At 72.9% G+C, this 24,013-nt stretch carries 23 protein-coding genes; 7 read left to right on the forward strand and 16 right to left on the reverse strand.

Features of this window, described 5'->3' with window-relative positions; genetic code table 11:
- Window positions 1-60 precede the first annotated feature (60 nt).
- From ACF09C_RS21475 to infC, 4 genes are all read right to left on the reverse strand, one after another.
- A complete protein-coding gene (locus tag ACF09C_RS21475) occupies window positions 61-900 on the reverse strand; it encodes a TrmH family RNA methyltransferase (RefSeq protein ID WP_392093668.1) in 840 nt (279 codons plus the stop codon).
- Window positions 901-1,133: 233 nt separating this feature from the next.
- Window positions 1,134-1,520, reverse strand: a complete 387-nt coding sequence (gene rplT / locus ACF09C_RS21480; protein WP_362418871.1) for a 50S ribosomal protein L20 — start codon at window positions 1,518-1,520, stop codon at window positions 1,134-1,136.
- A gap of 107 nt (window positions 1,521-1,627) precedes the next feature.
- Entirely contained in the window at window positions 1,628-1,822 is a 195-nt protein-coding gene (gene rpmI / locus ACF09C_RS21485) for a 50S ribosomal protein L35 (RefSeq protein ID WP_019884943.1), read from the reverse strand.
- 124 nt (window positions 1,823-1,946) lie between these two features.
- Complete coding sequence (gene infC / locus ACF09C_RS21490; protein ID WP_392093670.1) at window positions 1,947-2,684, reverse strand: translation initiation factor IF-3; 738 nt, start codon at window positions 2,682-2,684, stop codon at window positions 1,947-1,949.
- A 296-nt stretch (window positions 2,685-2,980) separates the two neighbouring features.
- Between infC and ACF09C_RS21495 the strand changes: the two genes are divergently transcribed.
- The gene (locus ACF09C_RS21495; RefSeq protein ID WP_362418877.1) at window positions 2,981-3,340 is read left to right on the forward strand and encodes a DUF1844 domain-containing protein; all 360 of its coding nucleotides are present in this window, start codon (window positions 2,981-2,983) and stop codon (window positions 3,338-3,340) included.
- Between the two features lie 125 nt (window positions 3,341-3,465).
- Here ACF09C_RS21495 and ACF09C_RS21500 read toward each other — a convergent pair whose 3' ends face one another.
- From ACF09C_RS21500 to ACF09C_RS21510, 3 genes are read right to left on the reverse strand one after another with little or no spacing between them, the layout of a single operon-like run.
- Window positions 3,466-4,200 (reverse strand): SseB family protein, encoded by a 735-nt coding sequence (locus ACF09C_RS21500; RefSeq protein ID WP_392093350.1) that lies wholly within the window; start codon window positions 4,198-4,200, stop codon window positions 3,466-3,468.
- 30 nt (window positions 4,201-4,230) lie between these two features.
- Complete coding sequence (gene mycP / locus ACF09C_RS21505) at window positions 4,231-5,427, reverse strand: type VII secretion-associated serine protease mycosin (protein ID WP_392093352.1); 1,197 nt, start codon at window positions 5,425-5,427, stop codon at window positions 4,231-4,233.
- Window positions 5,424-6,845, reverse strand: coding sequence for a hypothetical protein (locus ACF09C_RS21510; RefSeq protein ID WP_392093354.1), 1,422 nt, complete (start codon window positions 6,843-6,845; stop codon window positions 5,424-5,426). Before ACF09C_RS21510 ends, mycP begins: the two co-directional genes overlap by 4 nt.
- A 123-nt stretch (window positions 6,846-6,968) precedes the next feature.
- Between ACF09C_RS21510 and ACF09C_RS21515 the strand changes: the two genes are divergently transcribed.
- Entirely contained in the window at window positions 6,969-8,171 is a 1,203-nt protein-coding gene (locus tag ACF09C_RS21515; RefSeq protein WP_392093356.1) for an amino acid deaminase/aldolase, read from the forward strand.
- Window positions 8,172-8,434: 263 nt separating this feature from the next.
- Here ACF09C_RS21515 and ACF09C_RS21520 read toward each other — a convergent pair whose 3' ends face one another.
- From ACF09C_RS21520 to ACF09C_RS21535, 4 genes are read right to left on the reverse strand one after another with little or no spacing between them, the layout of a single operon-like run.
- Window positions 8,435-9,358, reverse strand: coding sequence for a DUF2510 domain-containing protein (locus ACF09C_RS21520; RefSeq protein WP_392093357.1), 924 nt, complete (start codon window positions 9,356-9,358; stop codon window positions 8,435-8,437).
- A 30-nt stretch (window positions 9,359-9,388) separates the two neighbouring features.
- Window positions 9,389-10,174 carry a 3-oxoacyl-ACP reductase gene (locus tag ACF09C_RS21525; RefSeq protein ID WP_392093359.1) on the reverse strand — a complete coding sequence of 262 codons (786 nt, stop codon included), beginning with the start codon at window positions 10,172-10,174 and terminating at the stop codon, window positions 9,389-9,391.
- Between the two features lie 5 nt (window positions 10,175-10,179).
- A complete protein-coding gene (locus ACF09C_RS21530) occupies window positions 10,180-11,553 on the reverse strand; it encodes an aldehyde dehydrogenase family protein (RefSeq protein ID WP_392093361.1) in 1,374 nt (457 codons plus the stop codon).
- A gap of 8 nt (window positions 11,554-11,561) precedes the next feature.
- Complete coding sequence (locus ACF09C_RS21535) at window positions 11,562-12,926, reverse strand: glutamine synthetase family protein (protein ID WP_392093363.1); 1,365 nt, start codon at window positions 12,924-12,926, stop codon at window positions 11,562-11,564.
- 162 nt (window positions 12,927-13,088) lie between these two features.
- Here ACF09C_RS21535 and ACF09C_RS21540 point away from each other — a divergent pair, with 162 nt between their 5' ends.
- The 3 genes from ACF09C_RS21540 (at window position 13,089) to ACF09C_RS21550 (ending at window position 16,152) form a co-directional block, all read left to right on the forward strand.
- A complete protein-coding gene (locus ACF09C_RS21540; RefSeq protein ID WP_362427322.1) occupies window positions 13,089-13,787 on the forward strand; it encodes an FCD domain-containing protein in 699 nt (232 codons plus the stop codon).
- Window positions 13,788-13,954: 167 nt separating this feature from the next.
- Window positions 13,955-15,433: an ethanolamine permease gene (gene eat / locus ACF09C_RS21545; protein ID WP_392093365.1), complete on the forward strand. Its 1,479-nt coding sequence runs from the start codon at window positions 13,955-13,957 to the stop codon at window positions 15,431-15,433.
- 44 nt (window positions 15,434-15,477) lie between these two features.
- Complete coding sequence (locus tag ACF09C_RS21550; protein ID WP_392093367.1) at window positions 15,478-16,152, forward strand: gamma-glutamyl-gamma-aminobutyrate hydrolase family protein; 675 nt, start codon at window positions 15,478-15,480, stop codon at window positions 16,150-16,152.
- 158 nt (window positions 16,153-16,310) lie between these two features.
- Here ACF09C_RS21550 and ACF09C_RS21555 read toward each other — a convergent pair whose 3' ends face one another.
- Complete coding sequence (locus ACF09C_RS21555) at window positions 16,311-17,246, reverse strand: LysR family transcriptional regulator (protein ID WP_392093369.1); 936 nt, start codon at window positions 17,244-17,246, stop codon at window positions 16,311-16,313.
- Between the two features lie 70 nt (window positions 17,247-17,316).
- Between ACF09C_RS21555 and ACF09C_RS21560 the strand changes: the two genes are divergently transcribed.
- Window positions 17,317-18,474: a TDT family transporter gene (locus ACF09C_RS21560; protein ID WP_392093371.1), complete on the forward strand. Its 1,158-nt coding sequence runs from the start codon at window positions 17,317-17,319 to the stop codon at window positions 18,472-18,474.
- Here ACF09C_RS21560 and ACF09C_RS21565 read toward each other — a convergent pair.
- The 4 genes from ACF09C_RS21565 to ACF09C_RS21580 form a co-directional block, all read right to left on the reverse strand.
- Entirely contained in the window at window positions 18,401-19,138 is a 738-nt protein-coding gene (locus ACF09C_RS21565) for a helical backbone metal receptor (protein WP_392093372.1), read from the reverse strand. The genes ACF09C_RS21560 and ACF09C_RS21565 overlap by 74 nt on opposite strands.
- Before the next feature lie 8 nt (window positions 19,139-19,146).
- A complete protein-coding gene (locus tag ACF09C_RS21570) occupies window positions 19,147-19,698 on the reverse strand; it encodes a helix-turn-helix domain-containing protein (RefSeq protein WP_392093374.1) in 552 nt (183 codons plus the stop codon).
- Window positions 19,699-19,870: 172 nt separating this feature from the next.
- A complete protein-coding gene (locus ACF09C_RS21575) occupies window positions 19,871-21,676 on the reverse strand; it encodes an ABC transporter permease/substrate binding protein (RefSeq protein WP_392093375.1) in 1,806 nt (601 codons plus the stop codon).
- Window positions 21,669-22,754 carry a glycine betaine/L-proline ABC transporter ATP-binding protein gene (locus ACF09C_RS21580; RefSeq protein WP_392093377.1) on the reverse strand — a complete coding sequence of 362 codons (1,086 nt, stop codon included), beginning with the start codon at window positions 22,752-22,754 and terminating at the stop codon, window positions 21,669-21,671. The genes ACF09C_RS21575 and ACF09C_RS21580 overlap by 8 nt, the downstream gene beginning before the upstream one ends.
- A 283-nt stretch (window positions 22,755-23,037) precedes the next feature.
- Here ACF09C_RS21580 and ACF09C_RS21585 point away from each other — a divergent pair, with 283 nt between their 5' ends.
- Window positions 23,038-23,952, forward strand: a complete 915-nt coding sequence (locus ACF09C_RS21585; protein WP_392093671.1) for a 5'-3' exonuclease H3TH domain-containing protein — start codon at window positions 23,038-23,040, stop codon at window positions 23,950-23,952.
- Window positions 23,953-24,013 lie beyond the last annotated feature (61 nt).

The following is a 24,013-nucleotide window of genomic DNA, read 5'->3' on the forward strand; positions in this document are numbered from 1 at the left end:
TACCGCAGTGGGCCCCCGAGTTCGTCACCCTACTAGGTGCGGGTGGCGCTTTGGAGCCCCTCAGCGGGAGGTTCGGGGGCGCTGGGCTCGCGCGGAGGCGTACAGGCACACGGCGGCCGCCGTCGCGAGGTTCAGGCTCTCGGCCTTGCCGTGGATCGGCACGCGCACCACGGCGTCCGCGAGGGCGCGGGTCTCCTCGGGAAGCCCCCATGCCTCGTTGCCGAAGACCCAGGCGGTGGGCCCGCCCATGGTGCCCGCGTCCAGCTCGTCGTCGAGGTCGTCCTGCCCGGCGCCGTCGGCGGCGAGGATCCGTACGCCCACGCTCTTCAGGCCGGCGACGGCCTGCTCGACCGGGACGCCGACGACGACCGGGAGGTGGAAGAGGGAGCCGACGGAGGCGCGGACGGACTTGGGGTTGTAGAGGTCCACGGAGGCGTCGGTGAGGACGACGGCGTCGGCGCCGGCCGCGTCGGCGCAGCGCAGCACGGTGCCGGCGTTCCCGGGGTCGCGCACGTGGGCGAGGACGGCGACCAGTTTGGGCCTGGCCGCGAGGACCTCCTCGAACGGGGAGTCGAGGAAGCGGCAGACCCCGACGAGCCCCTGCGGGGTGACGGTCTGGGAGACCTCGGCGAGGACGGCGGCGTCGGCGTAGTGGACCCGGGCTCCGGCCGCGCGGGCGGCCTCGACGATCCCGTCGTACCGCTCGGCCGCCTCGACGGTGGTGAAGAGCTCGACGAGGGTGGGCTCGCCGGAGCCGCTGCGGTGCTCGACGGCCTCGCGGACGGCCTGCGGGCCCTCGGCGATGAAGAGGCGGTCCTTGCCCCGGAAGTTGCGCTTGGCGAGCCGCCTGGCGGCGACGACACGCGGCGAACGCGGGGAGATCAGCTCGGGGGTACCCATGGGGTCGGTGGCTCTTTTCGGCGGTCCGGGCGGGGTGATCGGGGTCCGGGCGGGGATCGGGATCCGGGCGGGGATCGGGATCCGGGCGGGGATCGGGATCCGGGCGGTCGGGGCGCGGGGCCCGGCGGGTCGGAGCCCGGTCGGGCTCATGGCCGGCGCATGGCTCCGAACACGACCGGACCCGCAGGCCCGAAGGCCTGCGGGTCCGGTGCAGAAGATCTGCGGCCTGGAGATCAGGCAGCGGCCTTCGGGGCGTTGACGTCGGCCGGAAGGGCCTTCTGCGCGACCTCGACGAGCGCGGCGAACGCGTTCGAGTCGTTGACGGCCAGCTCGGCGAGGATCTTGCGGTCCACCTCGATGTTGGCGGCCTTCAGACCCTGGATGAGGCGGTTGTACGTCATGCCGTTGGCGCGGGCAGCGGCGTTGATGCGCTGGATCCACAGCTGACGGAAGTCGCCCTTGCGCTTCTTGCGGTCGTTGTAGTTGTAGACCAGCGAGTGGGTGACCTGCTCCTTGGCCTTGCGGTACAGGCGCGAACGCTGACCGCGGTAGCCGGAGGCCGCCTCGAGGATCGCCCGGCGCTTCTTGTGGGCGTTGACTGCCCGCTTGACGCGTGCCACTTCTTAACTCCTTGTAGCGGGGCCGTGGGGGTACTCACACGACCCGGAAAACGGATGGGTCCCGGTCTTGGCCGGATGCCCTCGTCGCCGAGGGCGGACGATCAAGATCAGATGCCCAGCATCTTCTTGATCTTGGCCGCGTCGCCCGGGGCCATCTCCGCGTTGCCGGTGAGGCGACGCGTCAGCTTGGACGACTTGTGCTCGAGCAGGTGGCGCTTGCCGGCGCGCTCGCGCAGCACCTTGCCGGAGCCGGTGATCTTGAAGCGCTTCTTGGCACCGGAGTGCGTCTTGTTCTTCGGCATCGCGCCGTTATCTCCTCGTCAGTGGCGCTCCCCCCGGTGCGGGCACCGGTCAGCCGGGAGCGTCAGTTCTTGGTGTGGTGGTTCCGGGCGAGGCCCGGGGCTGCCTGGATGGCAGCCCCTCGGGTCACGCCTCGGGGTTCTCGGCCTCGGCGGGAGCCTCGGCCGAAGCCTCCGTGGCCGGAGCCGCAGCGGTCTCGTCGGACGAACCGCCCTGACGTTCCGCCTTGCGCGCGGCCTGAGCCTCACGCGCCTCGGCCATGGCCTCGGTCTTCTTCTTGTGCGGGCCAAGAACCATGATCATGTTCCGGCCGTCCTGCTTGGGGTTGGACTCGATGAAGCCAAGCTCCTCGACGTCCGATGCCAGCCGCTGGAGCAGCCGGAAGCCAAGCTCGGGGCGGGACTGCTCGCGACCACGGAACATGATCGTGATCTTGACCTTGTCACCCTGCTTGAGGAACCGAACGACGTGACCCTTCTTGGTGTCGTAGTCGTGCGGGTCGATCTTCGGCCGGAGCTTCATCTCCTTGATGACCGTGTGCGCCTGGTTCTTGCGCGCCTCACGGGCCTTCATGGCCGACTCGTACTTGAACTTCCCGTAGTCCATGAGCTTGCAGACGGGCGGACGGGCGTTCGCCGCCACCTCGACCAGGTCGAGGTCGTACTCCTGAGCAAGCTCAAGGGCCTTGGCAAGCGGAACAATCCCGACCTGCTCGCCGCTGGGACCGACAAGTCGCACCTCGGGAACGCGAATCCGGTCGTTGATGCGGGGCTCGGCGCTGATGGATCCTCCTAAGTAGCACCACGTGACCGCCTGGCGGACGGACACGTATGTCTGTTCAGTAGACCAACCGCGCCGGTACATGAAAAATGCCCCGGACGGGACACAGGCGGGGCTCCACGGAAATACCGGAGCACCGCCGCGGTCAACCGCGGGGCGCACATCGGGCGGCTCCATCGTCCGTACGGAACGATGGGCGCCGCCTGACCGGTGACCCGCCGCCCGCGAGGGCAGCCAGGTGGGAGATCGGAGCCTCCACTTGTGGGCCGGGCACACAGGTGTCCGGCCGGTCGTTACACCAGGTTAGCAGGACCCGTCCCGGTACGCGAACGGGGACGGCGGCGCCGGGCGGGCGGCCCGGTCCGCTTATCGTGTGAGGCATGAGCGAGACGCCCCAGAACGAGTCCCCCGACTTCGACGAGATGACCCGTGACATCGCGGAGGTCCCCGCGGTGGAGGTCATCGTGACCGTCGCGGTGAACCTGATGAGCGCCGCCGCGGTGAAGCTCGGACTCACCGAGGACGGCGAGAAGCACAAGGACCTCGACGAGGCCCGCAAGCTGGTCCACGCCCTGGCCGGCCTCCTCGACGCCGGCGCGACGGAGATCAGCTCCTTCCACGCGGCGCCGCTGCGGGACGGCCTGAAGTCCCTGCAGCTGGCCTTCCGCGAGGCGTCGATCGTCCCCGACGAGCCGGGCCAGGGCCCGGGCGAGAAGTACACGGGGCCGGTGTACGGCTAGCGGCTGCGCCGAATCGATCGGGGGTACGGGGGTCGTCCCCCGGAAGATGGCAGCCACGGGGCCGGTGTACGGCTAGCGGCTGCGCCGATTCGATCGGGGGTACGGGGTGCTCCCGTACCCCCTTTTCAGTTCCGTACGTAAAAGGGCTCGCCCGGAGGCGTGGCCGAGGCCGGCAGGAGTGCCAGGTCGAGGCCGCGCACCAGGCGGGCCCTCAGTGTTTCGTCGGCGGCGAGGCCACGGGCCACCCGCTGGGCCGCCTCCGCCGGGGCGGCGTCCTCGGCGAGGACGAGGGCGAGGGTGCCGTCGGCGGTGCCGGGGCCGAGGTGGGCCCGCAGGACGGCGGGCTCGGCGGCAACCGCGTTCCGCACCGCTTCCCGTACCGCCGGGTCGTCCAGCGGGTCCAGGCTGGTGCGGCCCTCGGCGAGGGCGAGCAGCGCGGGGCCGGTCAGCTGGTAGGGGACGGGGCCCGCGAGGTCGAGGACGAGGGTGTCGGCCTTCTCGTGCGCGGCGGCCTGGAGGGCCTGGTGCAGGGGGACGGCCACCGGCCGGGCCTCGGGGTCCCAGAGCGCGAGCGAGGCGATCGAGGTGAACGCGGGGAGCGCGCGGCGGTCTCCGGCGGTGAGCGTGGGCACGGCCATGTCGCTGGTCTTCTCGCGGCGCAGCCCCGTCTCGGGGTCCTCCTCGACCTCGCCGAGGACGGCGACGACGGGGACGAGCAGCCGCGCCTCCTTCAGTGCCGCGAGCACCGGGCCGTGGGCGGTTCTGTCCGTCGCCCAGGCCGCGAGGGCCTCGGCGAGCCGCGGGTCGGCGGTGCCGTCGTCGTCGGAGAAACCGGGGTCAGGGATGTTCTTGAGCGCCACGTACCGAGCCTAACCGCCGGGGCGGGGCGGTCAGCGCGGAGGGCGGGGCCCGGTGGCGCGGCCGCCGCGCCACAGGACGACCGCGGCGGCGAGCAGGACGGCGCCGAGGCCGCCGGCGGCCGGTGCGAGCAGGCCGATCGGCTTGCCGTCGTCCTCGGCGGGCGGCTGCGGGCCGGGGCCGAAGAAGCGGCCGCGGTAGCCGGCGGCGGCGTTCTTGGGGTCGGCGGCCTTGAGCCGGAGGCCGGCCTCGATGGCGGCGGCCGGGTCGACGGTGCCGTAGCCCTTCTCGTCGCTGCGGCCGCCCTTGGGCCGGTTGCGGGCGGTGTCGATGAGGAGCTGCTTGACCTGGGCCGGGCTCAGGTCGGGGTGGGCGGACCTGACGAGGGCGACGGCGCCGGAGACGAAGGCGGCGGCCGCGCTGGTGCCCCAGCCGGAGTAGTAGCGGCGGTCCGGGTCGGCGATGACGATGTCGAGGCCGGGTGCGCTGACGGTGGCGTACCAGCGGCTGGTGGAGAACGAGGCGCGGGTGCCCCAGCGGTCGACGGCGGTGACGGCGACGACGCCGGGGTAGGCGGCGGGGTAGGAGATGTGGTCACCCTTCTCGCCGCCGTTGCCGGCCGAGGCGACGACGGAGACTCCCTTGGAGAGGGCGTACTGGACGGCGGCGTCCTCGCCGGCGTCCGGGTGGGCGGACTTGGAGTCGTCGCCGAGGGAGAGGTTGATGACGTCGGCGCCGTGGTCGACGGCCCAGCGGATTCCTTCGGCGAGGGCGGTGCCGCGGGTCTTGCGGGCCTTGTCGCGGGACTTGTCGGCACCTTCGAGGATGACGCGGACGGGCAGGATCTCGGCCTTGGGCGCGATGCCGAGGACGCCGTCCTGACGGCCGGCGCCGTGGCCGTGCCCGGCGATGATGCCGGCCATGGCGGTGCCGTGGCGGGCCCACGCGCGGTCGCCGCGCTCGGCGCCGAAGCCGACGAGGTCCTTGCCGGGGAGGACGGAGCCGACGAGGTCGGGGTGCTGGGCGTCGACACCGGTGTCGAGCACGGCGACGGTGATGCCCTCGCCCTTGGTGGTGCGCCAGGCCTCGGTGGTGTGCATGGCTTCGAGCCCCCACTGGCGGGCGCGGATGGTGTCCGCGTAGGCCGGTGCGGTGGTGGCGGGGAGCACGGCGAAGGCGGCGGCGAGGAGCGCGGCGAGGGCGCGGGGGTTGCGGAGGGTCCGGTTCACGTGTCGGCGTCCTTCGCTGCCGTGGCGACCGAGGCGCGCAGGGCGCGTTCGATCTGGTCGGCGACGCCCTTGGCCTCGTGGCCGAGGCCGGCCTGGGCGGCGGGGCTGGTCTGGCGTTCGGCCATGGCCCGTGCGGCGGATTCGGGGGCGGCGACGGCGCGGCCGTCGGCGAAGCCGGAGACGGCGGTGACGACGACGGGCAGGTCGGTGAGGGCGTGGGTGGACCAACTGGCGCGCTGCGCGGGGCCGAAGCGGGCGGCCACGGTGCCGGGGCCGGCGAGCGCGGGCGGTACGTCGGCGGCGAGCGCGGCGGCGGAGCGGGTCGCGAGCGTACGGGTGGTGGTGGGATCGGCCTGGGTGAAGACGAGGCCGACGGTGATGACGCTGGAGGCGGTCGCGTCGGTGTAGGTGGCGCGCAGGACGCGGTCGCAGCCGAGGGGGCGGAGCGTGGTGAGCACGCTCGCGGGCAGCGCGGCCGCCGTGCAGGGGGTGTCGGGCGCGACGACGACGCGGGTCCAGGTGCGGTCGGCGGCGCCGGGGCCCTTGCCGGGACCGGCGAGGGTGCGGGGGAAGAGCGTGTCGACGGGGACGCTGTGCCAGAGGGTGGCCGCCTCGGTGTAGCCGACGGGCTCGGCGGGCGCGCCGGCGTCGGTGGCGGCGAGGACGGCTCCGGCGAGGGCGCCGCCGACGAGGCCGACGCCGAGGACGAGGCAGGCCCCGGCCGCGACGACCCGACCGACGCGTCGCTCGCGGATGGGCCGCAGACGGGTGGTGGTCTCGACGGGTGTCTCGGGCGGTGCGGTGAAGGCCCGGTAGGCGCCGTACGTCCCGTAGGTCTGCGCGCGCGGGGGCGGGGCGACGGCGGCAGCGCCCGTGGCGGGCGGGGTCATGGGTGCGGTGCGGGGTGCGGTGCCCGGCGCGGTGCGGGGCCCGGGCGTGATGGGCGCGCCGGGGGCGGGTGCGGGGCAGGGCACGGGGGCGATGGCCGCGCCGGACGCGGTGGTGCCGGGGGTGGCTTCGCGTATCGGGCGGAGGCGCGTGGTGGTCTCGACGGCCGGCACGTCGCCGGGGGCGCGCGGAGCGGTCGCGGGGCGCGGCGGGGCGCCAGCCGGGCCGACGACGGGGTCGGGACCTTGGCGCGGGGCGCTCGCCGGACGGGGCGGTACGACGCGCCGAGCGCCTGCCGCGTCGGGAGCGGTGTGCGGGGCGGTCGCCGGGCGCGGGGTCGACGCCGGGGCCGAGGGCGGGCGGGTGTCCGTCGGAGGGTGTGTCGGCCTCGGAGGGACGGCCGGGCGGCTCGCGGCGGTGTCCGGCGCGGCGGTGGGGGCGTTCTCCCCGGCGCGGCCGGTCGGTTCCTCGGGCGGCAGCAGGGCGTCGGTGATGCGCGAGGAGGCAGGGCGGTGCGCGTCCGTGCTCATGCCCGCCCCCTGGTCGTTCCTTGTTGTGCCGCCCTCGCAATGCCCGCCACTCTACGGGCTGTTCCCCCGACCACGGGAACTCAGGGGCTACCCACCCGTAAACCCGTCTGGCAAGCTCGGGCCATGACTCCCCGCGCCGCCGACCGGGCCCGGTACGACCGGGCCACCGCCCATCTCGACGCGCCCGTCGCCATCGTCGACCTGGAGGCCTTCGACGCCAACGCCGACGACCTCGTCCGGCGGGCCGGGGGCAAGCCGATCCGGGTGGCGAGCAAGTCGGTGCGGTGCCGGGCGCTCCTGGAGCGGGTGCTGGCGCGCGAGGGCTTCGCGGGAATCATGTCGTTCACGCTCGACGAGTCGCTCTGGCTGGCCCGTGCCGGGTTCGAGGACGTGCTCCTGGCCTATCCGTCCGCCGATCGCACCGCGTTCGGCGAGCTGGCGAGCGACGCGAAGCTCGCCGCCGCGGTGACCGTGATGGTCGACGACCCGGCGCAGCTGGAGCTGATCGACGCGGCCCGCGCGGGCGGTGGCGAGGAGATCCGGGTCTGCCTGGAGCTGGACACGTCGCTGCGGACGCTCGGCGGCAAGGTGCGGATAGGCGCGCTGCGCTCCCCGCTGCGGGAGCCCGCCCAGCTCGCCGAGCTGGCCCGCTCGATCGCCCGCCGCCCCGGGTTCCGGCTGGTCGGGATCATGGCGTACGAGGGGCATGTCGCCGGGGTCGGGGACGCGGTGGCCGGGCGGCCGCTGCGGTCGCGGGCGATACGGCTGATGCAGGCGGCGGCCCGCCGGGAGCTGGCGGCCCGGCGGGCCGCCGTGGTCCGTGCGGTACGGGCGGTCGCGCCGGACCTGGAGTTCGTCAACGGCGGGGGTACGGGCAGTGTGCAGCACACGGCGGCCGAGGAGGCGGTGACCGAGATCGCCGCGGGTTCGGGGCTCTACGTGCCGCGGCTCTTCGACAACTACACGTCCTTCACCGGCCGTCCGGCGGCCCTCTTCGCCCAGCCGGTCGTGCGCCGCCCGGGCGTCGGCGTGGTAACCGTGCTCGGGGGCGGCTACCCGGCCTCGGGCGCCGCGGGCATGGACCGGCTGCCCGTCCCGTACCTCCCGGAGGGGCTGCGCTACGACCCGCAGGAGGGCCCCGGCGAGGTGCAGACCCCGCTGCTCGGCTCGGCGGCGGACGATCTCCTCATGGGGGACAAGGTGTGGTTCCGGCACGCGAAGGCCGGGGAGTTGTGCGAGCGGTTCGACAGCCTCCAGCTGGTCGAGGGCGACCGGGTCACGGCCACGGTCCCGACGTACCGGGGCGAGGGCCGCACGTTCCTCTAGGGTCTGTCCGGCGGATCAGGGCCGGCTAGGACGCGGCGTCTGGTGCGGTGCATCGCAAGGCGCCGGAGCGTCTCGATAGCGGAGCTATCGGGGCGTTTCGGCAACGCGGCGAGGCGCCGTGCCAGGCGTGGCGGCCCCGGTCATGATCCGCCGGACAGGCCCTAGCCTCCGCCCGACCGGACCGTCCGTCCCCCCGGGCCTGCGGAGACCGTCCGTCCCCCCGGGCCTGCGGAGACCGTCAGCTCCCGGGCGTGCGGAGACCGTCAGCTCCCGGGGGTGATCGAGCTGCCCACTCCCCCGTTGGTGTCGCTGCCGATGGGACGGATGCCGCGCGCGATCTCGTCCATCACGGCGAGCGAGGGGCCTTCCGGGCCCGCGTCGAAGACGAAGCGGACGACGACCGGGGACTCGCTGCCCGCCGGGGAGGGGAAGGCGAGGGACTGGACGTACCCGCCGGGGCCCTTGTCTGTGGTGACCTGCCAGCGGACCAGGTAGCCGGTGCGGCCGGCGACGGCGGTGGGGCGGGCGGCGATCACCTTGTAGGAGATCATCCTGCCGTAGGGAAGGCTGCCGAGGATGTCCTCCTCGTAGGTCTCCTTGGCGGCGGCGGCGACGTCCTCCTTGGCGATGGCCTCGGGGGTCGCGGCGTCGGTGCGCGAGACCGCGTGCGAGGACACCGTGCCGTGGCGGCACTCCTTGGAGCCACTGGGGCACGGGTAGGTGCCGGCGGTCGTGACGGTCGGCGCCGGTCCCGAGTAGTACTCCGGCTTCTCCCAGCCCTTGAGGACGGGCAGGGTGATGCCGTTGAGCTGGTCGTCGACCCGGGTGGGCTTCTCCTCCTCTTCGCCGACGGGTTCTTCGCTCGCCGAGGAGGTGGGGGCGGTGGGGGTGTCCGTGACCGCCGTCGGGCCCGCCGACGGCGGGTTCTCCTCGTCGTCGCCGCCGAGCACGAGGACGCCGGCGACGACCGCCGCGACCACGGCCACCGCGACGGCGGCCAGGAGGGCGGCCCGGTTCCGGCCGTTGCGTACGGGCGGTACCGGTGCCGGGGCCGTCGCCGGGGCGAAGACGGTGGCCGCGGTCTGCGCCTGGCGGGTGTGCGCGGTCCAGTTCGTCCCGTCCCACCAGCGTTCGACGCCGGGCACGGAGGAGTCCGGGTACCAGCCGGGAGGGGTCGTCATGCTCATCCCACCAGACTAGGGCCCGGACTTCGGCCGCTACAGCGGGGTCACGTACGCGCCCGAAATGCCGCCGTCCACGAGGAAGTCGGTGGCGTTGACGAAGGACGAGTCGTCGCTGGCGAGGAAGGCCACGGCGGCGGCGATCTCCTCTGCCTCGGCGAACCGGCCGACGGGGATGTGCACGATCCGGCGCGCGGCCCGCTCCGGGTCCTTGGCGAACAGCTCCTGCAGCAGCGGGGTGTTGACCGGTCCGGGGCAGAGCGCGTTGACGCGGATGCCCTCGCGCGCGAACTGGACGCCCAGTTCACGGGACATGGCCAGCACGCCGCCCTTGGAGGCGGTGTACGAGATCTGGCTGGTGGCCGCGCCCATGATGGCGACGAAGGAGGCGGTGTTGATGATGGAGCCCCGGCCCTGCCGCCGCATGTAGGGCAGGGCGGCCTTGCAGCACAGGTACACCGAGGTGAGGTTGACGTCCTGGACCCGCTTCCAGGCCTCCAGGCCGGTCTCCAGGATCGAGTCGTCGTCGGGCGGCGAGATGCCCGCGTTGTTGAAGGCGATGTCGACGGAGCCGTAGGTGTCGAAGGCGGTCTTGAAGAGCGCCTCGACCTCCTCGGGGTCGGTCACGTCGACGCGGACGAAGGTGCCGCCGACCTCCTCGGCCGCCGCCTTGCCGGCCGTCTCGTCGATGTCGCCGCAGACGACGTTGGCGCCCTCGGAGGCGAGGCGGCGGGCGGTGGCCAGGCCGATGCCGCTGCCGGCGCCGGTGATGACGGCGGTGCGGCCGACGAGGCGGCGGCAGACGATCTCTTCGGTGCTCATGCGGTTCAGGCCTCCGTGGCTTCCGTGCTGATGAAGACGTTCTTGGTCTCGGTGAAGGCGGTCAGTGCGTCGGGGCCCAGTTCCCGGCCGAGGCCGGACTGCCGGTAGCCGCCGAAGGGGGTCCAGTAGCGGACGCTGGAGTGGGAGTTGACGGAGAGGTTGCCGGCCCTGACGGCGCGCGAGACGCGCAGGGCACGGCCGACGTCCCGGGTCCAGATCGAGCCGGACAGGCCGTACTCGGTGGCGTTGGCGAGCCGTACGGCGTCCGCCTCGTCCTCGAAGGGCAGGACGACGGCGACCGGTCCGAAGACCTCCTCGACGGCGCAGGGCGCGTCCTCGGCGATGTCGGTGAGGACGGTCGGCGGGAACCAGAAGCCGGGGCCCTCGGGGGCCTTGCCGCGGATGCCGGGGAGGGTGTCGGGAACGTAGGCCCGTACGCGCTCCAGCTGCGCCCGCGAGATCAGCGGGCCCATCTGGGTCTTCTCGTCGGCCGGGTCGCCGACGACGATCTCCTCGATCGCGGGCGTGAGCAGCTCCAGGAAGCGGTCGTACACGGAGCGCTGGACGAGGATCCGGGTGCGGGCGCAGCAGTCCTGGCCGCTGTTGTCGAGGAAGGACATCGGCGCCGCGGCTGCCGCCGCCTCGACGTCCGCGTCGGCGAAGACGATGTTCGGGCTCTTGCCGCCGAGTTCGAGCGTGAGGCGCTTCACCTGGTCGGCGCACTTGGCCATGATGCTCTTGCCGACCCGGGTGGAGCCGGTGAAGACGATCTTGGCGACTCCGGGGTGGGTGACGAGCGCGTCGCCGGCGACGGCTCCCTCGCCGGGCAGGACCTGGAAGAGGCCTTCGGGAAGTCCGGCCTCCAGGGCGAGTTCGGCGAGGCGGAGCGCGGTGAGCGGGGTGGTCTCGGCGGGCTTGAGGATCACCGCGTTGCCGGCCGCGAGGGCGGGGGCGGTGGCCCAGGCGGCGATCGGCATGGGGAAGTTCCAGGGCGCGATCACGCCGACGACGCCGAGGGGTTCGAGGATGGTGACGTCGAGGCCGCCGGCGACCGGGATCTGCCGGCCGTTCAGCCGCTCGACTCCCCCGGCCGCGTAGTCGAGCAGGTCGCGGACGTTGCCCGCCTCCCAGCGGGCGTTGCCGAGGGTGTGTCCTGCCTCGCGGACTTCGAGGAGGGCGAGCTCCTCGGTGTGGGCGTCGACGACGGCGGCGAAGCGGCGCAGCAGCCTGGCCCGGTCGGCGGGGGCGGCGGCGGCCCAGCCGCGCTGGGCCTCGGTCGCCCGTGCGACGGCGGCGTCGACGTCCTGCCTGGTGGCGGCGGGGACGGTGGCGACGACCTCCTCGGTCGCCGGGTTGAGTACCTGGAGTTCCTGAAGCAACTCGTTCCTCACATGCGTTCGAAGGAGCGGCGCAGCTCCCAGTCGGTCACCGCGGCGTCGTACGCGTCCAGTTCGACGCGGGCCATGTTGCGGTAGTGCGCGACGACCTCGTCGCCGAAGGCGGCCTTGGCGATGGGGCTGGTCTCCCAGAGCTCGGCGGCCTCGCGCAGGGTGGTGGGGACGTGGGCGTAGTCGCCGGTGTAGGCGTTCCCGTCGCAGGCGGCGGGGAGTTCGAGCTTCTGCTCGATGCCGTACAGGCCGGCGGCGATCAGCCCGGCGACGGCGAGGTGCGGGTTGACGTCTCCGCCGGGGAGCCGGTTCTCGAAGCGCGTCGAGCGGCCGTGGCCGACGACGCGCAGGGAACAGGTGCGGTTGTCGACGCCCCAGGCGACGGCGGTGGGGGCGAAGGAGCCGGGCTGGAACCGCTTGTAGGAGTTGATGTTGGGGGCGTAGAGGAGGGAGAAGTCGCGCAGGGCAGCGAGCTGTCCGGCGAGGAAGTGCCGCATGACCTCCGACATCCCGGCGGGCCCGTCGCCGGCCATGACGTTGGTGCCGTCGGCGTCCTGGAGGGAGAGGTGGATGTGGCAGGAGTTGCCCTCGCGCTCGTTGTACTTCGCCATGAAGGTGAGCGAGACGCCTTCCTGGGCGGCGATCTCCTTGGCGCCGGTCTTGTAGACGGCGTGCTGGTCGCAGGTGACGAGGGCCTCGTCGTACTTGAAGGCGATCTCGTGCTGGCCGGGGTTGCACTCGCCCTTGGCGGACTCGACGGTCAGTCCGGCGCCCGCCATCTCGTTGCGGATCCGCCGCAGGAGGGGCTCGACGCGGCCGGTGCCGAGGATCGAGTAGTCGACGTTGTACTGGTTGACCGGGGTCAGGCCCCGGTAGTTCGCGTCCCAGGCCTGTTCGTAGGTGTCCTTGAAGACGATGAACTCCAGCTCCGTGCCGACGTGCGCGGTGTAGCCGTGCTCGGCGAGCCGCTCGAGCTGGCGGCGGAGGATCTGGCGGGGCGCGGCGACGACGGGCGAGCCGTCGTTCCAGGCCAGGTCGGCGACGAGCATGGCCGTGCCCGCGTTCCAGGGCACGCGGCGCAGGGTGTCGAGGTCGGGGCGCATGGCGAAGTCGCCGTAGCCGCGGTCCCAGGAGGACATCGCGTATCCGTCGACCGTGTTCATCTCGGTGTCGACGGCCAGGAGATAGTTACAGCCCTCGGTTCCGTGGTCGAGGACCTCGTCGAGGAAGAACGGTGCGGCGAACCGCTTGCCCTGGAGCCGTCCCTGCATGTCGGGGAAGGCCAGGACGACCGTGTCGATCTCACCGCTCGCGACGAGGGCGCGGAGCTCCTCGACGGAGAGCGGGGCTTTGCGGTCTGCCACGGGATTACTCCTCCTTGGGTCAGCCGGAAGCCATAAGGTATTGCCGAAGACCATTGCTTGGGAAGGGGAAACGGGAACGTGTCCAGTTCGAGTGATACGAGCGAGTCCAGTACGAGTGACACGAGCGATACGAGTGCGACTCCCGCCCCGCAGGCGGACCGGCTGACGCCCGTGCTGCGGCCGGTCCGGGCGGGCAACGGTTTCGAGGAGGCCCTGGAGCAGATCCTCCAGGTCGTGCGGCTCGGGCTGGTGCCCGGCGGCGAACGGCTGCCCGCCGAGCGGGAGCTGGCGGACCGGATGGGGATCAGCCGGGTCACCCTGCGCGAGGTCCTGAAGGTGCTCCAGGAGCAGGGCCTGGTCGAGAGCCGGCGTGGGCGGTACGGCGGAACGTTTGTGCTGCACCGGCCGCAGACGGCGGACGAGGACGAGCTGCGGCGCCGGATCGCCGCCGTCGACGTCGAGGACACGCTGCGGTTCCGGGAGGTCCTTGAGGTGGGCGCGGCGGGGCTGTGCGCGGCGCACGGGCTGGACGACGAGGGCGCCGAGCGGCTCCGCACGGCCCTTGCGGCCACGCACGACGCCCCGCTGGACGACTACCGCCGCCAGGACACCCTGCTCCACCTCACGCTGGCCGAGCTCTCGGGCTCCCCGACGCTGACGGCGCAGTACGCGGCCGTACGGGCCACGGTGAACGACCTTCTGGACTGCATCCCGCTGCTCGTACGGAACCTGGAGCACTCCCAGCACCAGCACACCGCCCTGGTGGAGGCCGTCCTCGACGGCGACGCGGACGCGGCCCGCGAGGTCATGCGCGAGCACTGCGGCGGCACGGCGGCGCTGCTGCGGGGCTTCCTGACCTGAGGCAGGGGGCGACGGCCGGGGCGTGCGGGCGACGGGGCGGGCGGGGCGGGCGGGCGGCCGGGGCGCTCACGTAACCCGAAAGTAACGCACGGGGGTTGCGTTCCGGCCGGTGCGGCGCAAAGGTATGGCTCCATTCCATTGGGCCCGACGCGGGAGCTGACGCTGCCATGACGCTCGAAGACACCTCCGGGGAAAAGACGGCACCAGGAGACAGGACGGCACCGGACGACTACCTCGAACGCCGGGCCCTGCGCCGGGGCAGCGCCGGCTGGCTGCTGCTGACCGGACTCGGCGTCGCCTACGTCGTCTCCGGCGACTTCTCCGGCTGGAACATCGGCCTCTCCAAGGGCGGCTTCGGCGGCCTGGCCATCGCGACCGTCCTGATGGGCGCGATGTACGCCTGTCTCGTCTTCGCCCTCGCCGAACTCTCCGCCATCCTGCCGACCGCCGGCGGCGGCTACGGCTTCGCACGCCGGGCGCTCGGCACCTGGGGCGGCTTCCTCACCGGCACCGCGATCCTCATCGAGTACATCCTCGCGCCCGCCGCGATCTCCATCTTCATCGGGGACTACGTCGAGTCCCTCGGCCTGTTCGGCCTGGAGTCCGGCTGGCCGGTCTACCTCGCCTGCTTCGCGATCTTCATCGGGATCCACCTCTGGGGCGTGGGCGAGGCGCTCCGCTTCAGCCTGATCGTCACGGCGATCGCGGTCGCCGCGCTGGTCATCTTCGCGCTCGGCGCGCTGAGCGACTTCCACGTCGACGGCCTGAACGACATCCCGGCCGACGCGGACGCGTTCGGCGCCAACTCCTGGCTGCCGTACGGGCTCCTCGGGATCTGGGCGGCGTTCCCGTTCGGCATGTGGTTCTTCCTCGGCGTCGAGGGCGTGCCGCTCGCGGCGGAGGAGGCCAAGGACCCGGTCCGCTCGATGCCCCGTGCGCTCGCCCTGTCCATGGGCATCCTGGTGCTGCTCGCCGTGATCACCTTCGTCGCCGCGACGGGCGCGCGCGGCTCCGCCGCGATCCAGGAGGCGGGCAACCCGCTGGTCGTGGCGCTGCAGGGCGACGGGGAGCCGACGGCGCTCAGCCGCTTCGTCAACTACGCGGGGCTCGCGGGCCTCGTGGCCTCGTTCTTCTCGCTCATCTACGCCGGTTCGCGCCAGCTCTTCGCCCTCTCCCGGGCCGGCTACCTGCCGCGCTTCCTCTCCCTCACCAGCCGCCGGAAGTCCCCCTACCTGGGGCTCCTGATCCCCGGCGGGATCGGCTTCGCCCTCGCGGCGGGGACCGGGGACGGCGCGCGGATGCTGAACATCGCCGTGTTCGGCGCGACCATCTCGTACGCCCTGATGGCGCTCTCCCACATCGTGCTGCGCCGCCGCGAGCCCGACCTGGCGCGGCCGTACCGCACCCCCGGCGGCGTCGTGACCTCGTCGGTGGCGTTCGTGCTCGCCCTGTCCGCGCTGGTGGCGACGTTCCTCGTGGACAAGGACGCGGCGTTCATCGCGCTCGGGGTGTACGTGATCGCCCTCGCCTACTTCGCGTTCTACAGTCGGAACCACCTGGTCGCCAAGGCGCCGGAGGAGGAGTTCGCGGCGCTCGCGGCGGCCGAGGCCGAACTCGAACGCGACCGCGACCGCGACCGCGACTGACCTCATCCGTCCGCTGATCCGTTCGCTGATCTGGAGGAGTACCCGTGCCCAAGCCGCTCATCGGCGTGACGACCTATCTGGACCAGGCCCGTTGGGGGGTGTGGGACATGCCGGCGGCGCTGCTGCCCGCGCAGTACCCACGGCTGGTGCAGGCGAGCGGCGGCCTCGCGACGATGCTCCCCCCGGACGAGCCGTCCGCCGCCGCGTCGGTGGTGGCACGGCTCGACGGCCTGGTGATCGCGGGCGGTGCGGATGTGGAGCCGGTCCGGTACGGGGCCGAGCCCGACCCCCGTACCGGCCCGCCGGCCCGGGCCAGGGACAGCTGGGAACTGGCCCTGATCGAGGCGGCCCTTGCCTCCGGGACGCCGGTGCTGGGCATCTGCCGCGGCATGCAGCTCCTGAACGTGGCCATGGGCGGCACGCTGGTGCAGCACCTGGACGGCCATGTGGAGTCGGTCGGCGTGATCGGCCGCCACACGGTGAAGCCGGTCCCGGGCACGCGCTACGCGTCCCTGGTCCCGGAACTGACCTCGGTGCCCACCTACCACCACCAGGCGGTGGACCGCCTCGGCCGGGACCTGACCCCGTCCGCGTACGCGGAGGACGGCACGATCGAGGCGATCGAACTCTCCCCGACCTGGGCCCTGGGCGTCCAATGGCACCCGGAGATGGGCGAGGACCTGAGGGTGATGCAGGGCTTGATCACAGCGGCAGGCTGAGGGGCGGCGGGGGCACGCGGGCGCGGGGCGGTCGACTCCAGGGCCCCCGAGGCGCAGGCGCGGTGGCCCTCAGGGGCTTCAGGGGCGCGGGGAACTGCGCGAACAACCACAACGGACCCGCACCCGCCCACCGGCCGCACCCGCCAACCCCCCACCCCTCACCCCGCAGGGGCCGCCCGGGTCAACGACAGAAGGTCCCGCGCCGGCCCCGTCGGCCGATGCCCCACAGGCCACACCGCACGAAGATCCCGCCGCAGCAGCACCCCGTCGACCGGGATCTCCACAAGCCGCCGCGAGGCCAGCTCCTCCGCGATCGCCAGCTCGCTCAGCACGGCAGGCCCCGCACCGCTCACCGCCGCCGCCTTCACCGCCGTCGTGGAGGCGAGTTCGAGCAGCGGCTGCGCGAGCCCCCCGTGCGCGGAGAGCGCCGAGTCGAGAACCTGCCGGGTCCCCGAGCCCCGCTCGCGCAGGATCAGCGGGGTCGCCGCCAGCTCGCCCGGGTCCAGCGCCCTGCGCCGCCGCGCCCACGCGTGGGAGGGCGCGGCGACCACGACCAGCCGGTCCCGGGCGACGACCGCCCCGTCCAGGCCGTCCGGCACGGCGAGCCCCTCCACGAACCCCAGGTCCGCCTCGTCGCCGAGGAGTCGCTCCGCGACCGCCGCCGAGTTCCCCGCCATCAGCGACACCGCCGTGTCCGGCCGCTCCGCGCGCAGCGCGATCAGCCACCCGGGCAGCAGGTACTCCGCGATCGTCATCGACGCCGCGACCCGCAGCCGCGAGTCCCGCCGCCCCCGCAGCGCCTGCGCCCCCGCGTCGAAGGCCTCGGCCGCCTCGACGATCCGCCGCGCCCAGTCCGTGACGAGTGCCCCCGCGTCCGTGAGCCGCGAACCGCGCGGCGAGCGGTCGACCAGGGCCACCCCGAGCTGCCGCTCCATCGAGCGGATCCGGCTGCTCGCGGCGGGCTGGGTGATCCCCACCTCGCGGGCCGCCCGCCCCAGGCTCCCGTGCCGGGCGACGGCGAGCAGCAGTTCGAGCGCGCCGAGGTCGGGGACCCGGTGGGACAGCGGTGGGATCTCGGCAGGCTCGTTGCTCATAAAGTCAGCTTATGACGTCATAGCGCCAAGATCCCTGGTCGGACCTGCCACGCCGGACGAGGGTGGAGCCATGGCAACCCTCGCACCTTCCCGTCCGGCCCCCCTCGCCACCACCCCCGGCGTACGGGCGGCCTCGGTCCGTCACCTCGGCCCCAACTGGTACGCCTCGGTGATGGGCACCGCCATCGTCGCCAACGCGGGAGCCACACTCCCGGTGGACGTCCCCGGTCTGCGCACCGCCTGCGCCGCCATCTGGGTGCTCTCCCTCGCGATGCTCCTCACCCTCCTCACGGCCCGCGCCCTGCACTGGATCCACCACCGCGACCGCGCCCGCGAGCACCTCCTCGACCCGGCCGTGGCCCCGTTCTACGGCTGTCTGTCGATGGCCCTGCTCGCCGTCGGCGCCGGCGCGCTGATCGTCGGCCAGGACTGGATCGGCCCGACCGCGGCCGTCGCCCTCGACACCGTCCTGTTCACCGCCGGTACGCTGATCGGCCTGGCGGCCGCCCTGACGATCCCGTACCTGATGGTCGTCCACCACCGGATCGAGGGTGCCTCGCCCGTCTGGCTGCTGCCCGTCGTCGCGCCCATGGTCTCCGCGGCCGTCGGCCCGCTGCTCCTGCCCCACCTGCCCGCGGGGCAGCCCCAGCAGACCCTGCTGATCGCCTGCTACACCATGTTCGGCATCAGCCTGCTGGCGACCCTGGTCATGCTGCCCCTGGTCTTCGGCCGGCTGGTCACCGGGGGGCCGCTGCCGCTCGCGCTCACCCCGACGCTCTTCCTGGTCCTCGGCCCCCTCGGCCAGTCGACGACCGCCGCGAACAAGTTCGCCGACTACGCCCCCGGTCTGCTGCCGGAGCCGTACGCGCACGGCTTCGCCGCCTTCGCCGTCCTCTACGGCGTGCCCGTCATGGGCTTCGCCCTGCTGTGGCTGGCGCTGGCCGGGGCGATGGTGCTGCGGGCCCGCAGGCACGGCATGGGCTTCGCGATGACCTGGTGGGCCTTCACCTTCCCCGTCGGCACCTGCGTGACGGGCGCGGAGGGCCTCGCCCACCACACCGGTCTCGCCGTCTACAGCGGCCTCGCGATCGTGCTGTACGTCTTCCTCGTCGCGGCCTGGCTGATGGCCGGATTCCACACCCTGCGCGGGCTGTTCAGCGGTGCGCTGCTCGCAGGGCCCGGGCGAGGACCCGTGGCGCCTCGGCCAGTGACGGCCCGTACCACGTGAGATGGCGGCCGCTGACGAGCGCGGCGGCGGTCCCGGGGAACGCCTCGGGGCCGTCGTCGCGCGTGAAGCGGTACGGCTCGTCGGGCAGGACGACCAGGTCGGCACCGGCCGCCCGCAGTTCGTCGAGCGGGACGCGCGGGTAGCGCTCGGGGTGGTCGGCGTACAGGTGGCGGACGCCGAGGCGGGCCAGCAGGTCGCCCGCGAAGGTGTCACGGCCGAGGACCATCCAGGGGCGGCGCCAGATCGGCACGACGGCGGTACGCCCCCCGCCCGGCGGCGCGTCGACGGCCGCCCATGCCTCCTCCGCCTCGTCCAGCCAGCGCGGCCGGTCCGGTACGCCGCAGGCCCGCAGCACCCGGTCCAGCTCCTGGAAGGCCTGGGCGAGCGTGCGCACCTCGGTGACCAGGACCTCGCCCCCTGCGGCGCGCAGGGCGGCCAGGTCCGGGGCGCGGTTCTCCTCCTCGTTGGCGATCACGAGGTCGGGGCGGAGGGCCGTGATCGCGGCGACGTCGGGGTTCTTGGTGCCCCCGATCCGTACGACGTCGAGGTCGGCGGGGTGGCTGCACCAGTCGGTGGCGCCGACGAGCAGCCCGGGTGCGGTGACGGCGACCGCCTCGGTCAGCGAGGGGACGAGGGAGACGACCCGCCGCACGGCCGGACTCACGGCCGGACTCACGTGTCGTCGGCCTCGATGTGCTCGGCGACGGCCACGACGAGGAGGCGGGTGCCGGGCTCGGTGGCGCGCCACCGGTGCCGTACGCCGCCGGAGAGGTAGAGCGTGTCGCCGCGCTCGAGACGGTACGCCCGGCCCTCGGCCTCGACCTCGGCGGCGCCGTCGGCGACGAACAGCAACTCGTCGTTGCGGTGCTGGAATTCCCGGCCCGCGTCCCGCTCACCGGTGAACTCCAGCGCGTGCAACTGCTGCCGGCCGCGGACCAGGGACCGTACGCCCTCGGGCATCGCGTGCGGATGCTCCTCGGCCCGGACGACGTCGACGGTCCGGGCGGCCTCCGCGGCGGCGAGGAGCTCGCCGGCCGAGGTCTCCAGGGCGCCGGCGACGAGTTCGAGGGAGCGCTTGCTGGGGCGCGCCCGCTCGTTCTCGATCTGGCTGAGGAAGGGCACGGACAGACCGCTGCGCGAGGCCACGACGGCCAGGGTGAGCTTGAGGGCCCGGCGGCGCTTCTTGACGGCCGCGCCCACCCGCAGCGATTCCTTGTCGTCCATGTCGGCTCCCTCCCTCGTGCCTCGGTGCCTGCGTACTGGTCGGTTAACTGAACCTTACGCAGCTTTGGCGTGGGGTTTCGCGTCGTGGCGAAAAGGGGTGGTCGCCGAACACGTTCGGCGACCACCCCTTTTCGGACAGCAGTCAGGAATCAGACATCGAGCCCAGCGGGCCCTACTGCGGCGCGAGCTTCTCCGCGAGGCCGGGGTTCTTCTCCAGCCAGCCGCGGACGGCCTCCTGCTCCTTGCCCTTGCCGGTCTCCTGGATGGCGGCCTCGAGATCCGTGAGCTGCTTCTCGGTCAGCGCGAAGTTCTTCAGCCAGGCGCCGATCTCGGGGTTCTCGGCCGAGAACCCCTTGCGGGCGAGGGTGTGCACGCCGTCGCCGGTGCCCCAGGTGCCCTTGGGGTCCTTGAGCTTCTTCAGGTCGTAGGTCGAGTAGGCCCAGTGCGGCGACCAGAGCGTCACGACGACCGGTTCCTTCTTGTCGTACGCGCGCTTCAGCTCGGCGAGCATGCCGGGCGTGGAGCCGTCGACGACCTTGTACTCGCCCTCCAGGCCGTACTCCTTGAGGACCTTGTCCTTGAGGATGCCCATCATTCCGGCGCTCGGCTCGATGCCGATGATCCGTCCCTTGAACTGGCCGCTCTTGCCCTTGAGGTCGTCGAGCGAGTCGACGTCCTTCATGTAGGACGGCACGGACAGCTCCAGGGATGTGGGGCCGAACCAGGAGCCGAGGTCCTCCAGCTTGTTCTGGTACTTCTCCCAGTACTGGGCGTGGGTGACCGGAAGCCAGGAGTCGGTCTGGAAGTCGATCTGGCCGCCCGCCAGGCCGGTGTAGAGCGCGCCGGCCTCCAGCTGCTTGGCGTCGACCTCGTAGCCGCGCCGCTCCAGGAGCTCCTTCCAGAGGAAGGTGGAGGCGATTCCCTCGTCCCAGGGGATGTAACCGAGGTTGATCTTCTTGCCGTGGCCGATGTCCTTGCCGCCCGCGGTCGTCGAGGACGTACCGCCGCCGAGGAAGCCCATGCCGCCCGCGACGAGCGCCAGGATCACGACCCCCACGAGGGCGGTGACGGGCTGCGGGCGGTGGTTCCAGAGCTTGGCCCCGGCGCGGGCGGCGACCGCGGCCCGCGCCTTGGCGAGCGCGCGGCGGCCGAGCGGCGAGACCTGCCGGCCGAGCGCACCGGTCATCCGGTCCAGGTACATGGCCAGGATGACGATGGAGATGCCGGCCTCGAAGCCGAGACCGATGTCGACGTTGCCGATGGCGCGGTAGACCGCGCCGCCGAGCCCGCCGCCGCCGACCATGCCGGCGATGACGACCATGGACAGGCCGAGCATGATGACCTGGTTGATGCCTGCCATGATCGTCGGCAGGGCGAGCGGCAGCTGCACGCGCAGCAGCGTGTTGCGCGGGGTGGTGCCGAACGCCTCGGCCGCCTCGACGAGTTCGCCGTCGACCTGGCGGATGCCGAGTTCGGTCATGCGCACGCCGGGCGGCAGGGCGAAGACGATGGTGGCGATGATGCCGGGGACCACGCCGACGCCGAAGAAGATGATGCCCGGGATCAGATAGACCATGGCGGGCATGGTCTGCATGAAGTCCAGGACCGGGCGCAGCACGGCGCTGACGGTCGTGGATCGCGCCGCCCAGATGCCGAGCGGGACCGCGATCACCAGCGTCACGAGTGTCGCGACGAGGACCAGGGAGAGCGTCGCCATGGCGTCGTCCCACAGGTCGACGGAGTCGACGAGTGCGAAGCCCGCGAAGGCGAGCACACCGGCGGGCAGGCCGCGCAGCCACCAGGCGACGACGGCGAGGATGCCGGCGAAGAGCAGGGGCTCGGGCGCGGAGAGGACGGCGTCGATGCCGTCGTAGAGGCCTGTGACGACGGTGGTGATGGCGTCGAAGAGCCAGGAGAACTGGGCCTGGAGCCAGTCGACGGAGCTGTCGACCCACTGGCCGAGGGGGAGCCTAGGCATGCGCGGCCACCTCCTTCGTACCGGTGGTACCGGCATTGCAGGCGACGGGCGGGCGCTGCTCGTCCCCGATGAAGCCGATCAGGCGGGACTGCGGTACGACGCCGAGGACGGTGCCGTCGGCGTCCTTGACGGCCACCGGGTGCGGGACGCGCGCGCTGACGGCGCACAGGTCGGCGACGAGGGTGTCGGGGCCGACGGTCTCGCAGGCGCAGGCGTCCGCCTTCCCGGGCGCGTCGGCCTCGGTCATCACGGCGGCGGCCGTGAGCACGCGGGAGCGGTCGACGTCCTGGATGAAGGAGGCGACGTAGTCGTTGGCGGGGCGGACCAGGATGTCCTCGGCGCTGCCGAGCTGGACGATCCGGCCGTCGCGCATGACCGCGATGCGGTCGCCGAGGCGCATGGCCTCGTTGAGGTCGTGGGTGATGAAGACGATGGTCTTCTTCAGGCGCTTCTGCAGTTCGAGGAGCTGGTCCTGCATGTCGCGGCGGATCAGCGGGTCGAGGGCGCTGAAGGACTCGTCCATGAGGAGCAGGTCGGCGTCGGTGGCGAGCGCGCGGGCCAGGCCCACGCGCTGCTGCATGCCGCCGGAGAGCTCGTCGGGCCAGGACTTCTCCCAGCCGGCGAGCCCGCACAGCTCCAGGGCCTCGGTGGCCCGGGTCTCGCGCTCGGCGCGCGGGACGCCCTGGACCTCCAGGCCGTAGGCGGCGTTCTCGAGGACGCTGCGGTGCGGGAAGAGCGCGAAGTGCTGGAAGACCATGCTGATCTTCGTGGACCGCACGGTGCGCAGATCGCGGGGGCTCAGCGCGGTGAGGTCCTTGCCGTCGAACAGCACGCGGCCCGCGGTGGGCTCCAGCAGGCCGTTGAGCATGCGCAGGAGGGTGGACTTGCCCGATCCGGACAGACCCATGACGACGAAGATCTGGCCGGGCTCGACGGTGAAGGAGGCGTCGATCACCGCCGCCGTCGTGCCGTCGGCACGGAGTTCGTCGCGCTCCGCGCCGTTCGCGAGCTTCTTGACGGCCTCGTCGGGTCGTCTGCCGAACACCTTGTACAGATGGTCGGCCTGGAGCCTGGACACATACACCTCACGCGTCGGAACGAGAACGGCCCTCCACCCCCGCAGCAGGACCGTGGAGCGGGGCGGGTTCGGCCCGCGGCTCCCGTGGCGTACGGCGATTCGTAGATGAATCCCCGTACCGGGTCCGCTCCGGGCCCGCGCCTGCCCTGGGGCCCCGGAGGCAAACCCGAAGGTGACGGGGGTCACAGAGGACGGCCCGGTTCGCCGGTCGGGGCTCGTCTGGGCTGTCGTCGGGGCCGGTGTCAGTGGGGTGGGGCATGATCGGGGTGTGACGCGACGCCTGATGCTCCTCGACACCGCCTCCCTCTACTTCCGCGCGTACTTCGGCGTGCCGGACTCGGTCCGGGCCCCGGACGGCACGCCGGTCAACGCGGTGCGCGGGCTGCTGGACTTCATCACCCGGCTCGTCCAGGACCATCACCCGGACGACCTGGTGGCCTGCATGGACGCCGACTGGCGCCCGCAGTGGCGGGTGGACCTGATCCCGTCGTACAAGGCGCACCGGGTCGCCGTGGAGACGGAGACGGGTCCGGACGAGGAGGAGATCCCGGACACGCTCTCCCCGCAGGTGCCCGTGATCGAGGACGTCCTGGACGCGCTGGGCATCGCCCGGGTCGGGGTCGCCGGCTACGAGGCGGACGACGTGATCGGGACGCTGGCGGGGTGGGCGAAGGGCCCGGTGGACATCGTCACGGGCGACCGGGACCTCTTCCAGCTGGTCGACGACGAGCGCGCGGTGCGCGTGCTGTACCCGCGCAAGGGTGTCGGCGACTGCGACCTGGTCGACGACGAGCTGATCCGTACGAAGTACGGGGTGCGGGCCGACCAGTACGCCGACTTCGCGGCGCTGCGCGGCGACGCCAGCGACGGGCTGCCCGGGGTGAAGGGCATCGGCGAGAAGACGGCTGCGCAGCTGATCACGGAGTACGGCGATCTCGCGGGTGTGCGGGCCGCCGCCGTGGACCGTACGTCGAAGCTGACCCCGGCCAAGCGGCGCGGGATCGTGGAGGCGGCGGAGTACCTGGACGTGGCGCCCACGGTCGTCCGCGTCGCGGGGGACGTACCCCTGCCCGACTTCGACCCGGCGCTGCCTCGCGTGGCCAAGGACCCGGAGGCGCTGGCCGGCCTGGTGGAGCGCTGGGGTCTCGGCGGCGCGGTGGGCCGGCTGCTGCCGGTCCTGGAGCGCGAGCGGTCCTAGAAAGCGCCTCGCTCCTGGGTGCGGGTGCTCTGGGCCGTCGAGCGCCCGGGATGCTAGCTTA

This window comes from Streptomyces sp. NPDC014870 (assembly GCF_043081505.1).
Taxonomy (GTDB): Bacteria; Actinomycetota; Actinomycetes; order Streptomycetales; family Streptomycetaceae; genus Streptomyces.

Coding starts and splice junctions, on each gene's coding strand:
- ACF09C_RS21495 (WP_362418877.1), top strand. CDS start 2,981: ATGAGCGAGACGCCCCAGAACGAGTCCCCCGACTTCGACGAGATGACC.
- ACF09C_RS21585 (WP_392093671.1), top strand. CDS start 23,038: ATGCTCCTCGACACCGCCTCCCTCTACTTCCGCGCGTACTTCGGCGTG.
- eat (WP_392093365.1), top strand. CDS start 13,955: ATGACGCTCGAAGACACCTCCGGGGAAAAGACGGCACCAGGAGACAGG.
- ACF09C_RS21510 (WP_392093354.1), bottom strand. CDS start 6,845: ATGAGCACGGACGCGCACCGCCCTGCCTCCTCGCGCATCACCGACGCC.
- infC (WP_392093670.1), bottom strand. CDS start 2,684: ATGTACCGGCGCGGTTGGTCTACTGAACAGACATACGTGTCCGTCCGC.
- ACF09C_RS21520 (WP_392093357.1), bottom strand. CDS start 9,358: ATGAGCATGACGACCCCTCCCGGCTGGTACCCGGACTCCTCCGTGCCC.
- ACF09C_RS21570 (WP_392093374.1), bottom strand. CDS start 19,698: ATGGACGACAAGGAATCGCTGCGGGTGGGCGCGGCCGTCAAGAAGCGC.
- ACF09C_RS21560 (WP_392093371.1), top strand. CDS start 17,317: ATGGCAACCCTCGCACCTTCCCGTCCGGCCCCCCTCGCCACCACCCCC.
- rpmI (WP_019884943.1), bottom strand. CDS start 1,822: ATGCCGAAGAACAAGACGCACTCCGGTGCCAAGAAGCGCTTCAAGATC.
- ACF09C_RS21525 (WP_392093359.1), bottom strand. CDS start 10,174: ATGAGCACCGAAGAGATCGTCTGCCGCCGCCTCGTCGGCCGCACCGCC.
- ACF09C_RS21555 (WP_392093369.1), bottom strand. CDS start 17,246: ATGAGCAACGAGCCTGCCGAGATCCCACCGCTGTCCCACCGGGTCCCC.
- ACF09C_RS21515 (WP_392093356.1), top strand. CDS start 6,969: ATGACTCCCCGCGCCGCCGACCGGGCCCGGTACGACCGGGCCACCGCC.
- ACF09C_RS21575 (WP_392093375.1), bottom strand. CDS start 21,676: ATGCCTAGGCTCCCCCTCGGCCAGTGGGTCGACAGCTCCGTCGACTGG.
- ACF09C_RS21475 (WP_392093668.1), bottom strand. CDS start 900: ATGGGTACCCCCGAGCTGATCTCCCCGCGTTCGCCGCGTGTCGTCGCC.